General features: G+C 42.6%; 16 protein-coding genes. All 16 read left to right on the forward strand.

The window, feature by feature from the left end:
* Nucleotides 1-68: 68 nt before the first annotated feature.
* The 16 genes from spoVE to ACOJQI_RS07450 all read left to right on the forward strand — a co-directional run bounded on the left by spoVE (nt 69) and on the right by ACOJQI_RS07450 (nt 14,499).
* On the forward strand, nt 69-1,169 hold the full coding sequence (gene spoVE / locus ACOJQI_RS07375) for a stage V sporulation protein E (protein WP_421384469.1): 1,101 nt from the start codon (nt 69-71) through the stop codon (nt 1,167-1,169).
* A 1,251-nt stretch (nt 1,170-2,420) separates the two neighbouring features.
* Nucleotides 2,421-3,209, forward strand: coding sequence for a cell division protein FtsQ/DivIB (locus ACOJQI_RS07380; protein WP_421384470.1), 789 nt, complete (start codon nt 2,421-2,423; stop codon nt 3,207-3,209).
* Complete coding sequence (locus ACOJQI_RS07385; RefSeq protein ID WP_421385418.1) at nt 3,187-3,894, forward strand: DUF881 domain-containing protein; 708 nt, start codon at nt 3,187-3,189, stop codon at nt 3,892-3,894. Before ACOJQI_RS07380 ends, ACOJQI_RS07385 begins: the two co-directional genes overlap by 23 nt.
* A 48-nt stretch (nt 3,895-3,942) precedes the next feature.
* Nucleotides 3,943-4,659: a DUF881 domain-containing protein gene (locus ACOJQI_RS07390; RefSeq protein ID WP_421384472.1), complete on the forward strand. Its 717-nt coding sequence runs from the start codon at nt 3,943-3,945 to the stop codon at nt 4,657-4,659.
* Nucleotides 4,660-4,663: 4 nt separating this feature from the next.
* A complete protein-coding gene (locus tag ACOJQI_RS07395; protein ID WP_119545880.1) occupies nt 4,664-5,026 on the forward strand; it encodes a small basic family protein in 363 nt (120 codons plus the stop codon).
* A 116-nt stretch (nt 5,027-5,142) separates the two neighbouring features.
* Nucleotides 5,143-6,444, forward strand: a complete 1,302-nt coding sequence (gene ftsA / locus ACOJQI_RS07400; protein ID WP_421384474.1) for a cell division protein FtsA — start codon at nt 5,143-5,145, stop codon at nt 6,442-6,444.
* A 41-nt stretch (nt 6,445-6,485) separates the two neighbouring features.
* Nucleotides 6,486-7,655, forward strand: a complete 1,170-nt coding sequence (gene ftsZ / locus ACOJQI_RS07405) for a cell division protein FtsZ (RefSeq protein WP_421384475.1) — start codon at nt 6,486-6,488, stop codon at nt 7,653-7,655.
* Between the two features lie 540 nt (nt 7,656-8,195).
* The gene (gene spoIIGA, locus ACOJQI_RS07410; protein WP_421384477.1) at nt 8,196-9,122 is read left to right on the forward strand and encodes a sigma-E processing peptidase SpoIIGA; all 927 of its coding nucleotides are present in this window, start codon (nt 8,196-8,198) and stop codon (nt 9,120-9,122) included.
* A 55-nt stretch (nt 9,123-9,177) separates the two neighbouring features.
* The gene (sigE, locus tag ACOJQI_RS07415) at nt 9,178-9,897 is read left to right on the forward strand and encodes an RNA polymerase sporulation sigma factor SigE (RefSeq protein ID WP_421384478.1); all 720 of its coding nucleotides are present in this window, start codon (nt 9,178-9,180) and stop codon (nt 9,895-9,897) included.
* Nucleotides 9,898-10,153: 256 nt separating this feature from the next.
* On the forward strand, nt 10,154-10,930 hold the full coding sequence (gene sigG, locus ACOJQI_RS07420; RefSeq protein WP_409253625.1) for an RNA polymerase sporulation sigma factor SigG: 777 nt from the start codon (nt 10,154-10,156) through the stop codon (nt 10,928-10,930).
* A gap of 89 nt (nt 10,931-11,019) precedes the next feature.
* Entirely contained in the window at nt 11,020-11,295 is a 276-nt protein-coding gene (locus tag ACOJQI_RS07425; RefSeq protein WP_421384480.1) for a YlmC/YmxH family sporulation protein, read from the forward strand.
* A gap of 78 nt (nt 11,296-11,373) precedes the next feature.
* Complete coding sequence (pgeF, locus tag ACOJQI_RS07430) at nt 11,374-12,195, forward strand: peptidoglycan editing factor PgeF (protein WP_421384482.1); 822 nt, start codon at nt 11,374-11,376, stop codon at nt 12,193-12,195.
* A 6-nt stretch (nt 12,196-12,201) separates the two neighbouring features.
* Complete coding sequence (locus ACOJQI_RS07435; protein WP_421384484.1) at nt 12,202-12,876, forward strand: YggS family pyridoxal phosphate-dependent enzyme; 675 nt, start codon at nt 12,202-12,204, stop codon at nt 12,874-12,876.
* Between the two features lie 14 nt (nt 12,877-12,890).
* Complete coding sequence (locus tag ACOJQI_RS07440; protein ID WP_421384486.1) at nt 12,891-13,337, forward strand: cell division protein SepF; 447 nt, start codon at nt 12,891-12,893, stop codon at nt 13,335-13,337.
* Between the two features lie 8 nt (nt 13,338-13,345).
* Entirely contained in the window at nt 13,346-13,609 is a 264-nt protein-coding gene (locus ACOJQI_RS07445) for a YggT family protein (protein ID WP_421384487.1), read from the forward strand.
* 113 nt (nt 13,610-13,722) lie between these two features.
* Nucleotides 13,723-14,499, forward strand: coding sequence for an RNA-binding protein (locus ACOJQI_RS07450; RefSeq protein WP_421384489.1), 777 nt, complete (start codon nt 13,723-13,725; stop codon nt 14,497-14,499).
* Nucleotides 14,500-14,625: the final 126 nt, after the last annotated feature.

The following is a 14,625-nucleotide window of genomic DNA, read 5'->3' on the forward strand; positions in this document are numbered from 1 at the left end:
GTTGACATCGTAAATCAAAGGTTTTGATTGCTCGAAACGGCTCAAATAAGTCTATCGAGGTGTTAGAATTGCCTTTGAAAAAATCAACTCCCGACTTCATTTTAATTGTGGTTACACTATCATTGCTGGCTATCGGACTTATTATGGTATATAGTGCAAGTGCCGTCTGGGCCGATTACAAGTTCGACGATACTTTCTTCTTCGCCAAACGCCAGATGCTGTTTGCGGGCGTGGGGGTTCTTGCAATGTTCTTCATCATGAATGTTGACTACTGGACATGGAGAACCTGGGGGAAAGTCATTATAATCGTCTGTTTTGTCCTGCTGGTACTGGTTCTTATTCCGGGTGTCGGCGTTCTGAGAAATGGTTCCCGAAGCTGGATTGGGGTAGGAGCATTCTCGATTCAGCCTTCTGAATTCATGAAGCTTGCAATGATTGCTTTTCTTGCCAAATACCTCTCGGAACATCAGAAGTACATAACTTCATTCCGTAAGGGGCTTGTACCCTCACTGTTTCTCGTATTTACGGCCTTTGGCATGATTATGCTTCAGCCTGACTTGGGGACAGGCACCGTCATGGTGGGTACAGCCGTTGTAATGGTATTTATCGCAGGGGCTAAGATCAGTCATTTTGCGATGATGGGGCTGGCGGGTCTTGCTGGCTTCGCCGCACTTGTATTGTCAGCACCTTATCGGATTAAACGGATTACTTCATTCCTTGACCCTTGGGAAGACCCATTGGGCAGCGGGTTCCAGATGATTCAATCGCTGTATGCCATCGGTCCCGGAGGCCTGCTTGGGTTAGGGCTGGGCGAGAGCCGGCAGAAGTTCTTTTATTTGCCGGAACCCCAGAATGATTTCATTTTTGCCATATTGGCAGAGGAACTTGGTTTCATCGGCGGAAGCCTTGTGCTCCTTTTGTTTGCCCTTCTTCTTTGGAGAGGAATCCGAATCGCCCTTGGAGCTCCTGACCTGTACGGAAGTTTCCTTGCGGTTGGAATTGTGTCGATGATAGCCATACAAGTAATGATTAATGTCGGGGTTGTTACCGGCTTAATGCCTGTAACAGGAATAACTCTTCCCTTCCTGAGTTATGGAGGTTCCTCTTTGACGCTGATGCTTCTTGCCGTTGGGGTTCTGCTGAACATCAGCCGTTATGCACGATATTGATCTTGTACCGAAATGCAGATGAATCTGTGTTTCGGTTTTTTTGAATTTCAGAGAAGATTTTTTAGGAGGAAATGGAAGGAGGAAATAACGCTATAGATGTCTTAAGGAGGGCCCTCAAGGACATAAGCGGAGGGAGCCGGCTGCGAAAGTGTCTTGAGGGAGTATTTCAAGGACATGAACGGAGGAATAGGACAGCCAAAGTGTTTTGAGGGAGTATTTCAAGGACATAAACGGAGGAAGAGAACTGCGAAAATGTCTTGAGGGAGATTCTCAAGGACATGAACAAAGGGGAAAATGCTGAAAAGTGTCTTGAAGACTTTATCTCATGCGAAAGCCCTCCAATCTGTACGCCGCTGAGCGGGGCCTTTCCGCTTTATATCAATCCAGCTCCAGCGGCCAGCGCCTAGCGGATTTCAGGCTCCTTCCTTGCGAATCCAGCTCCAAGACCCAGCTGCTAGCGTACTTCCCGACTCCTCCTTGCGATAAGTCAACATCGGCTCGCTTTCGCTTGCCGTGTTTCCTTTATCTCATGCGGAGTCAGTCCAGTCCGTACGCAGCTGAACGGGTCTTTTCGCTTTTTAAAGATAAGTCAACATCAACTCACTTCGTTCGTTGTGTTTCCTTTATCTCATGCAGGAGCCCTCCAATCCGTACGGCGCTAATCGGCCTTTCCGCTTTATAATCAATCCAGCTTCAAGGCCCCAGCGGCTAGCAGATTTCGGTCTCTCTCCTTGCGATAAGTCATCATCGAATCGCTTCGCTCTTCGTGATTCCTTTATCTCATGCGAGAGCCCTCCAATCTATACGCCGCTGAGCGGGGCCTTTCCGCTTTATAATTTATCAACTAATTTACAGTTCAATGACATTATAATTAACCCTGCCCGAAGGAGTTTAAAATATAGTAGTATAGGGAATACGCTGAAAGGCCTTGATTTTGCGGGTGAAAAAAATCTTTGCTAAAATAATTTCGGTAGATTCTGGAGGTTTTAACAGCTATAAGAAGCTAAAACAGGGATGTGGGACATCCCCCAAATACAAAAAATAGAAAAATATTGTAAAAATAACTGTCTACCCTCTTTTATCATCTTTTCCCTTCATATAGAATAAAGGTATTGAAAAGAAAAAATGAAAGACCTGATTTCATACAGATAACACAAGATGTTTCACTCATAAGAGAGATGATTTTTTACATAAAGGAAAAGGACAATCCTTTTCTTGCGCGGTATGGATATTGGAGGGGAAAGAAAAGTTATGGACAAGGGAAAAATTGTGTCCTTGGAGGAACGAATACCAAAACTTAAACAACATCGAAAGAAAAAAGCTAACCGCAGACTGACTTTTTTGCTATCGCTCTTTCTTCTTCTGATTCTGACAGTGGTTTATTTCCAATCCTCTTTAAGCCAGGTGAAGGATATTGTTGTCACAGGGAATCACCTCGTTTCCGATGAGTTGGTTCTTGAGAAGATCTCTATTGAAAAAGGTGCGAATGTATGGAGTGTCGACAGGTCGAAAACGGAAAAAGAACTCGTTAAAGTTCCTGAAATTGCCGGAGCAGAAGTGAAACTTCAGCTTCCCAATACTGTAAAGGTGAAGGTTGAAGAATTTGAAAAAGCAGCTTACTTAATCAATGAAAATCGTTTTTATCCCATACTTGAAAATGGAGATTTGCTTGATTCAAGAGAGCTGGATGACCTGCCGACCGATGCCCCGCTGTTGATAGGCTTCAAAGAAGATGCAATTTTAAAAGAAATGGTCGATGAGCTTAAAAATCTTCCTTCAGAAATCAAGAACTCCATTTCGGAAATCGTCCTTTCGCCAAAGAAAACTGACCCGTATCATGTTTCATTGTTTATGAATGACGGATTTGAAGTCAGTGCATCGATAAGGACCTTTTCAGAGAAAATGGTTCATTACCCTTCCATCGTCAGCCAGCTTGATGATTCATCCAAGGGGGTCATTGATTTGGAAGTCGGCTCCTATTTCAGAGAATATGAAACGGAAGGGGAGCCAGAGGATGATGAAAATGAAAGTGAAAGTTAGGCATGTCGTTCTGTCCTTGGTCTGTTTGGTACTGGGCTTCATCCTTGCCTTTTCTTACAGCCTGGCTAATTCAGAGAAGAAGGATGGGACACAGTTGACAGACGGACAGTGGCAGAGAGAGGATAAGCTGCGCAGTCAGCTTATAAGCCAGCAGGAAAAAAATACAGAATTGCAAAATGAAGTGTATGAGAAGCAGCAGAAAGTCGTGGATATTGAAAAGGAACTGTCCCAGGAAAAACAAATATACTTTAATCTTGCCGAAGATACAGAAAAGTACAGGATGTTTCTAGGGAAAGTGAAAGTGCAGGGGCCGGGAGTGAGAGTGACACTGTCCGATTCCCAATACAATCCGGATGAGCCTAATGTAAATAATTATATTGTCCATGAACACCATGTTTTCAAAGTCATCAATGAATTGTACATTGCTGGCGCTTCTGCTGTCGCCATTAATGGCCAGAGGCTTAAACATGATTCATATATCCTCTGCACGGGCCCGGTGATTACGGTTGATGGTGTGCCATCGAGTGCACCCTTTGAAATCACTGCGATAGGAGATCCCGAAGTGTTATCATCCGCATTGGATTTGACTGGGGGAGTAAAGGACCAGCTGGTTAATGAGAACATTGATTTTAGCCTTAAGAAGGAAAATAAGCTGGTTCTTGAGCCTATCATCAGTGAATCGTAAGGCAGGAATGACCCTTTGTTGGGGGAATAGAAAGCAAGGTGAGCAAGAGTGGGCAACAAAGTCAGCTTTACTCTTATAACCCTGATTATAGGATTCATGGTGGCTGTCCAGTTTCAGACAGTCCAAGAACCTGTCATTAGGGATACCAGGGATATTTGGGAATTAAGAGAAGCCATACAGAATGAAAGAGATTCCGCATCCAACCTTCTGGAGGAACTGCAGTCCATTGATGAGAAATTGGATAAGTATAAAACCGAGAGACAGACGAGTCAGGAACAGGCATTGAGGGACACTCTTGATGAGCTTAAACAGGAAGCCGGCCTTGTTGAAAAAACAGGACCTGGATTAGTGCTTACTGTAGAACCTTCTTTGGAAGAGGTGCTGTTAGGTGCGAAGATCAAATCCGTTTCTCCTGAACTTCTCGAGAGGCTCATCAATGAGCTTAACCAGTATGGTGCCCAGGATATCTCCATTGACGGGCATCGGCTCATCAACACATCTGTCATAAGGGATATTAATGGTGAAACGAAGATTGATGGATATCCAATCAACACCATCCCTTTTGAAATCAGGATTTTGACAAAGAACCTGAAAGATGCCCAGGATCTTCACAATCGAATGCAGGTTTCCCGGGCAATAGAAGACTTTTTCATTGACAATCTGAGTGTCAATATAGGCTCTCCCATGGAAAGCCTGACCGTCCCGGCATACGGAGATACTATCAGGATCCGGTATATGGAACCTGTAACTGAAGGAGGGAATTAACAGGATGTGGCTGCCCGTTTTAGGGTTGCTGCTAGGAGTAATCCTCGGATTGCTTACCGATATCAGGATTCCAGATGAATATTCAAACTACCTATCCATCGCGGTATTAGCAGCTCTCGATACATTGTTTGGTGGGATAAGGGCCCACCTTCAAAACATTTATGATGACAAAGTATTTGTCTCGGGTTTTTTCTTTAATATCTTATTGGCTGCAAGTTTGGCTTTTCTAGGTGTCCATCTTGGTGTAGACTTATATTTAGCAGCCGTTTTTGCTTTTGGTGTGAGGTTATTTCAAAATATTGCGGTTATTCGCAGGATTTTGATCAGTAATTGGAGCACAAATAGTGAAAAAAAAGAAAAAAATTGAAATTTTAAAAGGGAATCTTTTAAAAGCGACGAATATTTTTATAAGATATACTCAAAATTCAACTTTAATCAATTTGTTGTTCTTTAATACATAATAATTGAAGGAGGTGCCACAGAGTGAACAGCAATGAAATTTTCGTAAGTCTTGACATCGGTACATCCACAGTGAAAGTGATCATCGGCGAAATGTCCAATGATTCATTGAACATAATCGGTGTCGGAAATGTGAAATCTCAAGGAATCAGAAAGGGTTCCATTGTAGATATAGATGAAACTGTTCAATCAATCAAAAAGGCCGTCGAACAAGCTGAAAGGATGGTCGGAATAAACATTAACCAGGTAATCGTTGGGATACCTGGAAACGGAGTCATGCTACAGCCTTGTCATGGTGTAGTGGCTGTCTCAAGTGATAACAGGGAAATAGCAGATGAAGATGTGGCACGTGTAATGGATGCTGCACAAGTTATCTCGATTCCGCCGGAAAGGGAGATCGTTAATGTGATCCCCAAACAATTCATCGTTGATGGATTGGACGAAATAACGGATCCAAGAGGAATGATTGGTGTAAGGCTTGAAATGGAAGGGACGATCATTACAGGATCAAAGACACTATTACATAATACATTGCGTTGTGTCGAGAAGGCTGGTCTGGAAATCATGGATATTGTTCTGCAGCCTTTGGCGTCGGGTTCCATCTCGCTTTCCAAAGATGAACAAAGCCTTGGAGCTGCCTTAATCGACATTGGCGGAGGGTCGACTACCATTGCGGTATTTGAACATGGGCACATAAAAGCTGCCTCGGTTCTGCCTGTAGGCGGTGAGCATATCACAAAGGACCTTTCAATCGGACTGAGGACTTCGACAGAGGATGCTGAAATGATCAAGGTTAAATATGGACATGCTTTTTATGACCATGCTTCTGAGGATGAAGTGTTCAGTGTACCGATAATCGGCAGTGACCAACATCAACAATTTAATCAGCTTGAAATTTCTGATATTATAGAAGCTAGATTAGAAGAAATATTCGATATGATTGGACATGAGTTGAAAAGAATGGGTGTCCATGACTTGCCTGGTGGCTATGTATTGACAGGCGGAATTGCCAATCTTCCGGGTGTCCTGGAATTGGCACAGCTGGTTTTCCAAAACCGTGTACGAGTAGCGGTCCCTGATTACATCGGTGTCCGTGAACCTCAATACACAACTTCTGTAGGGCTTATCAAATATGCTCATAAAAATGCTAGATTACAAGGGAGAAGCGTAAGTGCATCTCCTGTTCCAGCAGATTCTGCTGAAAAGCGGAATGTCAAAAAGCCTGAACAGATAGAAAAACCCAAACAAAAACCAAAACCGGACAAGCCAAATGACGAAAAGGTTTCATCAAAGATGAAGAAATTTTTCGGCTACTTTTTTGAATAGCTTCGAATAGGTTGAGAATCGAGGAATTAGGAGGATGTTTCATGTTAGAGTTTGATACAAATTTAGATTCGTTAGCCACCATAAAAGTAATCGGGGTAGGAGGCGGCGGAAATAACGCCGTCAATCGAATGATTGAGCATGGTGTACAAGGTGTAGAATTCATTGCAGTAAATACAGATGCGCAAGCATTGAACCTATCAAAAGCTGAAATCAAGATGCAAATTGGCGGTAAGCTTACTAGGGGCCTTGGTGCAGGTGCAAATCCTGAAGTCGGTAAAAAGGCTGCAGAAGAAAGTAAAGAACAGATTGAAGAAGCTCTTAAAGGAGCTGACATGGTGTTCGTAACTGCCGGAATGGGCGGAGGAACTGGGACTGGTGCCGCTCCGGTTATTGCCGAAATCGCACGCGAAATTGGAGCCCTTACGGTAGGTGTAGTAACTCGACCGTTTACTTTTGAAGGGCGCAAGCGCTCAACACAGGCAAGCGGCGGAATCGGCGCAATGAAAGATGCCGTTGACACGCTGATCGTTATTCCAAATGACCGCCTGCTTGAAATCGTGGATAAGAGCACGCCGATGCTTGAGGCTTTCCGCGAAGCAGATAACGTTCTGCGACAAGGTGTTCAAGGTATCTCTGACTTGATCGCTGTACCGGGTCTGATCAACCTTGACTTTGCAGATGTGAAGACAATCATGTCCAACAAAGGCTCTGCCTTAATGGGTATTGGCGCTGCAGCTGGTGAAAACCGCGCGACTGAAGCAGCCAAAAAGGCCATTTCAAGTCCGTTACTGGAAACGTCCATCGATGGTGCTCAAGGTGTCCTGATGAATATCACGGGAGGCACCAACCTTTCCCTTTATGAAGTACAGGAAGCTGCTGATATTGTAGCATCCGCTTCAGACCAGGAAGTAAACATGATTTTCGGATCCGTAATCAATGAAGATCTTAAAGATGAAATTGTGGTTACTGTCATTGCTACAGGCTTCAATGAAGAAGCGATTCAACCTAAGCAGACAAGGCCTTCCTTTGGCGGAATGAAGCCAAACAATAATAATGTCAGCCACCAGCAAGCGCCTAAGCGTGAGCGTGAACGTGAACCTAAAAGAGAAGAACCGCAGCAACAGCAGGAACCTTCTCGTACTAGCGGACAAGGAATGGAAGAGACGTTGGATATTCCGACATTCCTTAGAAATCGCAACCGCCGCAGATAATTTAATAATACTCAAAAGACTCAAGGTGGACCCTTGGGTCTTTTTTTATTGTTTTGTAGGGATTGTTTGTCTGGAGTGCGGAGTGTTTTATGGTACTTTTCATAGAGCCTTTCATTGTGGATAGGTGGGGTGGCCGGGTACATCAAAAGCTGAAAAAGAGAAAATGATGTATCTCGCTTGGGGCGCGGGGTACATCAAAGGCTGGAAAAGAGAAAATGATGCCATCAAAGAGGGTCAATGCCGTCATCAAAAGCGGAGCGGGTAACAAATGATGTCCCCAAAAAGGGTCTATACCATCATCAAAAGAAGAGGGAGAGGAAAATGATGTTCCCAAAGAGGATCTATTCTTGCATCAAAAGAAGTGAGAAGTGAAAATGATGCCCTTAAAGGGATTCCGTCCCAGCATCTCTTTGACAATATTCGAACGAGAGTATGAAAAGTTTCACTTCTTTACCTACAGAAAGTGACACACTTCAAGAGAGTATGTACGATATACTTCACATAACAGACAGAATTGTTGAACAAAAAGGAGGGAAAAGGTTGGTCCTGTATTTAGATGTCATCTGGATATTGAATTTATTGATAGACAGCATTTTGCTGATGATGACTGCACTATTTTTAAAAAGGCATCTAATATGGTGGAGAATTTTCTTGGGAGGATTTATCGGGTCCTTAATTGTATTGTTATCATTTACTCCTTATGCCCATGTGAGCGGACATCCGCTTGTAAAACTATCTTTCTCGATCATCATGGTTTTCGCTGCATTCGGATTCAAGCGTTTCCGCTTCTTTATAGGAAATCTGCTGATGCTATATTTTTCAACCTTTTTGACAGGGGGCATTTTGATCGGTGTCCACTATTTCCTGAAATTTGATAATAACCTTCAAACCTCCATGTTCCTTGCCAGTGTGAAAGGATTTGGAGACCCAATAAGCTGGGTGTTTGTCATGTTCGCCTTACCGGCAGCATGGTACTTTGCGCGGAGCCGGATCAGCAGCATTGAAACGGTCAACATCCAATATGACCAAATAGTCGGCGCAGAGGTTGAAATAAATGGATTAAAGTTGGAACTGAAAGGGCTTGTAGACAGTGGAAACCAGCTTTACGACCCATTGAGCAAGAGTCCTGTCATGCTGATTTCTTCGGAGGGGCTGGACGGAAAGGTTCCAAGCGAAATCCTTCGATTATCAGAAGATAGTGAGGGTATGATGAGCGGAAATCATTCTCTTACTCCTGAGTGGGAAGAACGGGTACGTTTCATCCCGGCCCAATCAGTCGGGAAAAAGAATCAACTTCTCATTGCTTTTAAACCTGATTCCATTGTTATTAGAAAAGCGGAAGAAACCTGGGTTTGTAAAAAAGGATTAGTTGTTTTTCAAAACATTCATTTTTCTGCAGATGACAGCTTTAATTGCATAGTGCATGCTAGAATGCTTTCTTCTCCGTCACTTCAAAACGCATCTTAATACATTGCCACTACTACTATACTCACATTTCATCAAAATAGAAGGGGGAACTACTTTGAAAAATTTACGGCTGAGACTTACATATTATTGGTATAAGCTTTTAATTAAGCTGGGCATCAAAACGGATGAGATTTATTATATAGGCGGCAGTGAAGCGCTTCCGCCTCCGCTCTCTAAAGAAGAAGAAGAGGTTCTGCTTAAGAAGCTCCCCAATGGTGATAAAACAGCCCGCTCTTTACTGATAGAAAGAAACCTTAGGCTTGTTGTGTATATAGCAAGAAAGTTTGAAAATACGGGTATCAATATTGAGGATTTGATCAGCATCGGTACCATCGGTTTGATTAAAGCCGTCAACACATTCAACCCCGAAAAGAAAATCAAACTGGCAACCTATGCATCCAGGTGCATAGAAAATGAAATTCTTATGTATCTTAGAAGAAATAATAAAATTCGTTCCGAGGTATCCTTTGACGAACCATTGAATATTGATTGGGATGGGAACGAACTCCTTCTCTCAGATGTGCTTGGGACCGAAGAAGATATCATCACAAAAGATCTCGAGGCTACAGTTGACAGGAAGCTTTTATTCAACGCCCTGACTGAACTGTCGGACAGGGAAAAACAGATAATGGAACTTCGTTTTGGGCTGATGGGTGGCGAAGAAAAAACCCAGAAGGATGTAGCAGATATGCTGGGTATCTCCCAGTCCTATATATCCCGGCTGGAAAAACGCATTATAAAAAGGCTGAAAAAAGAGTTCAATAAGATGGTTTAGCGGTACATCAAGCGATTCTATAAGAGAATCGCTTTTTTTAGTGCACACTTTTTGACTATGGCCACTCAATTATAGTTAGAAAAATGTAATATTTTCACAATTTAAATTCCAAAAAAAGTTTTTGCCCATTTAGTCCTTGTCCTGTCTTGGATGGAAGTAGTTTCAAGCAGTTGGCGGTATGAAGGTCTATGCATAATTTTCCTTCCCGGGGAGATACTGTTTTTTGTACAGCAACTCCTGCAAGGAGGGAAAGAATTTGACACGAAATAAAGTTGAAATCTGTGGTGTTGACACATCGAAACTTCCTGTTCTCAAGAACGAGGAAATGAGAAAACTCTTTCGGGAAATGCAGGCTGGAGACATTTCAGCCAGAGAGAAATTAGTAAACGGGAACCTTCGTCTTGTCCTCAGTGTCATTCAAAGGTTCAATAACCGCGGTGAATATGTAGATGACTTGTTTCAAGTAGGATGTATAGGTCTGATGAAGTCTATTGACAATTTCGATTTGGGACAGAATGTCAGGTTTTCTACTTATGCCGTTCCGATGATCATTGGGGAAATCCGCCGTTACTTAAGGGATAACAACCCGATTAGAGTCTCTCGATCACTAAGGGATATTGCTTACAAAGCTCTTCAAGTCCGCGAGAAGCTGATGGGGGAAACATCCAAAGAACCGACAGCCGAAGAAATTGCAAAGGTATTGGATGTCCCGCATGAAGATATTGTTTTTGCAATGGATGCTATTCAGGACCCGGTTTCATTATTTGAGCCGATATATAATGATGGCGGGGATCCTATATTTGTGATGGATCAGCTTAGTGATGAAAGAAACCGGGATCATACCTGGATTGAAGAAATCGCACTTCAGGAAGGGATGAGACGGTTAAATGACCGGGAGAAGATGATTATCAGGAAGCGGTTTTTTCAAGGTAAGACACAAATGGAAGTTGCAGAAGAAATCGGAATTTCTCAAGCACAAGTATCCAGGCTCGAAAAAGCTGCAATTAAACAAATGAATAAGAATATTCAATAATGGGTCATGCCCCCCTGAATAAGACGGGGCATGACCCCATTTTATTGAGCATATATTGTCTATAAGACTGCATAGAAAGAGGGAGAGAGATGGTTAGAATATCTGAATTTCAAGTGAAGGATGTAGTCAGTATATCTGATGGACGAAAACTGGGGAATATTGCGGATATTGAAATAGATCTTGATACAGGAAGAATTGTAGCCATCATTATTGGCAGGAACGGGAAGCTGCTTGGTTTTTTCGGAAAAGAAGAAGATGTTGTGATTCCCTGGACTTCCATAGTCAAAATCGGTGAAGATGTCATATTGGTCCGCCATAAGGATAACCATTACCTGCAGGCACAATTGGAAGAGCCAAAGAACTGAATCAGACAGCATTTGTGAGGATTATGACGATAAAGGGTATTTTATGGTAAACTATAGAAAAAGGAAGGAGATACTTCAGTGACTAATCAAGCCTTCATCAAAAAGGATCATTTAACTTTCTCCCTTCCTCTATGGGAAAATCTTTTGCCGGGGTTGGAGATCGGCATTACCCGCAAGCAGGGTGGTTTCAGTGAAGGAGCCTACAAATCCCTGAACTTGGGGCTGCATGTGAATGATGATAATGCTGCTGTGAAGAAAAACCGCCAGCAACTATCAGAAAACCTTGGTTTTCCGCTGGAAAGCTGGGTATGTGCAGAACAAACTCATGGAAACAACATCCGATGGGTGACAAAGCAGGATGGCGGTAAGGGCTCACTAAGTTATTCTGAAAGTGTAAGAGATACAGACGGACTGATTACAAACGAGCCAAATCTGTTGTTAACCATGTGTTATGCTGATTGTGTCCCTCTCTACTTTCTTTATCCGAAGGGCAGGCTGATCGGGGTGGCGCATGCAGGATGGAAAGGTACGGTTCTCGATATTGCCGGGAGGATGGTTGAGGAGTTCAACAACCATGGAGCAAAGGCCGAGGAAATTCTGGTGGCAATTGGTCCCTCCATTTGCGGAAAATGCTATCAAGTGGATGACAGAGTTATTGACAAAGTTAAAAAACTACTAGAAGATTGTAATGAAAAGCCATATAATCATAAATATGAAGGGCAGTACGAATTGGATCTGAAGAGAACCAATTACTTAGCCCTCCAACAAAGTGGAGTCCCTTCAAAGAATATTACTGTGTCTGGTTTATGCACGGTTTGTGAAGAAAAGGAATTTTTTTCACACCGGAGAGATAATGGCAAAACAGGCAGAATGATGAGCTTTATCGGCTGGAAGGAGTGACGCTTCATGGATGTAAGAGATAAGCTCGAAATCATCAACGAAAAAATCAAGGCAGCATGTGAAGCTTCAGGCAGAAATCCTGGAGAAATCACCATTGTTGCCGTTACGAAATATGTTTCGGTCGAAAGGGCGCAGGAAGCCCTGGATGCGGGGCTGTTACATCTCGGTGAAAACAGGGATGACGGTCTTGATTCCAAGTGGGAACACTTAGGGGACAAGCCGGTTTGGCACTTTATCGGGACACTTCAATCACGGAAAGTTAAAAATATTATAGATAAGGTAACTTACATACATTCCCTCGACCGGAAGTCATTGGCAAAAGAGATTAATAAGAGAGCTTCCGGGCCGGTGAATTGTTTTATTCAGGTCAACATATCCGGTGAGGAATCAAAGCATGGACTTCCTGCTGAGGATGTCATTCCATTTATAGATGGATTGAAACAATATGAGAATATTAAAGTGGCAGGTTTGATGACCATGATGCCGAATATTGATGATGAAACAAAGTTAAGAGGATTTTTTAAACAAATGAAATCCCTTCAGGCTGAGATTGAGGCAATGGGAATGGAACATGCACCATGTACTGAACTTTCTATGGGGATGTCAAATGATTTTATGATAGCCATCGAAGAAGGAGCCACCTTTATCAGGGTTGGTACAGCACTTGTGGGAGAAGATTAAAAGGAGGCAGACAAGTGGGGATCAAATCAAAATTCAAGAACTTTTTTCTGCTGGATGAGGAAGAATTCGATCAGGAACAGAGCTATACTGAAGAACAATATGAGGAGAAGCTGCCCTTGAAACAACAACAGTCTTCATCAAACAAACAAAATGTTGTCAGTCTGCAAAGTGTTCAAAAATCGTCCAAAATGATCATCGTGGAACCGAGGGTATATGCAGAAGCGCAGGAAATAGCCGACCATCTAAAAAACCGGAGGGCCATAGTCGTAAATCTTCAAAGAATCCAGCATGACCAGGCAAAGCGGATCGTGGACTTTTTAAGCGGAACTGTATATGCACTTGGTGGAGACATCCAGAGAATCGGCAGCAATATCTTCCTTTGTACTCCTGATAATGTGGAAGTGGCAGGTAATATATCTGAATTCCTGCAGGAGGAAGACAACCATAATACAAGGTGGTAAGGTGAACTATGGAATTTGTAATTGTTACGTTATACAGACTGATTGACATTTATTCTTGGGCATTGATTATATATATCCTCATGTCCTGGTTTCCTAATGCAAGGGAGACGGCGATTGGAAAGTTCCTTGCAAGGATTTGTGAACCATATTTAGAGCCGTTTCGCAGAATTGTCCCGGCCATCGGTATGATTGACATTTCTCCAATTGTTGCCTTCATTGTTTTAAGTTTGGCCAAATCAGGTATTCTAGAACTGTACAGGTGGTTTGTGTAAAATAAAGGAAACCCCTGTTGAAGAGAACAATATTAAAATTTAGGGGGCCTTACCGGGACTCCCTTTTTCCATTTTCAGAGGGTTTTACCTCGATTAAAAAAGCAGGTGTAAATATGACGTCGATATATCAGCATTTTAGAAAAGATGAGAAAGAGTTCATCGACAGTGTATTGGAATGGCGTGAATATGTAGAGAATTCCTACGCCCCGAAAGTCACGGATTTTTTAGATCCGAGGCAGCAATATATCCTAGGAGCCATAATCGGAAAGAACAGCGATATCAAATTAAGCTTTTATCCTGTTCAGGATTCAGTTGAAAGAAAGCGGTGCATTTTGTATCCTGCTTATTTTGAACCATCTAAATCTGATTATGCTATAACCCTATTTGAGATTAATTACCCAAAGAAATTTGTATCACTTGAACATAGGCAGATATTGGGGGCGCTGATGTCAATCGGCTTGAAACGAGAGAAATTCGGGGATATCCTGATAAACGGTGACAGAATACAATTGTTGACAGCATCTGAGATTGCCGATTTTGTTAAAATGAATTTCCAGGAAGCGGGCAGTACGAAAGTGACATTGGAAGAGGTTCCGTTGGAAGAAATGATTTCTTCTTCAGAAGAATGGAGGGAAATGGTTACAACGGCAAGTTCACTCCGGCTCGATGTGATTCTTTCCGCCTTATATAATATTTCCAGACAGAAGGTCCAGACCCTTATTACCGGAGGAGTGGTAAAGGTGAACTGGAGAGTGGTCGAAAACACGGCCTTTGAAGTGGGTGAAGGGGATGTCTTCTCCATGAGAGGATACGGAAGAAGCAAACTGATTTCAATCGAAGGCAAGACGAAAAAAGACAAATTCCGGATTGCTGCTGGGATTCTAAAATAGATACATCTTCTATAAGGTTGGTAGTTGTATATCTATTCTTTAAAAAGCTGTATTCTTAAAGGTTATTGCTTTTAGGAAAATTTTTCCAGTGATGCTACGAACAGTGATTGGAGCGAAAGGTGCACG

The sequence above is a fragment of the Bacillus salacetis genome (assembly GCF_049177075.1).
In the GTDB taxonomy this organism is placed as follows: domain Bacteria; phylum Bacillota; class Bacilli; order Bacillales; family Bacillaceae_B; genus Rossellomorea; species Rossellomorea salacetis_A.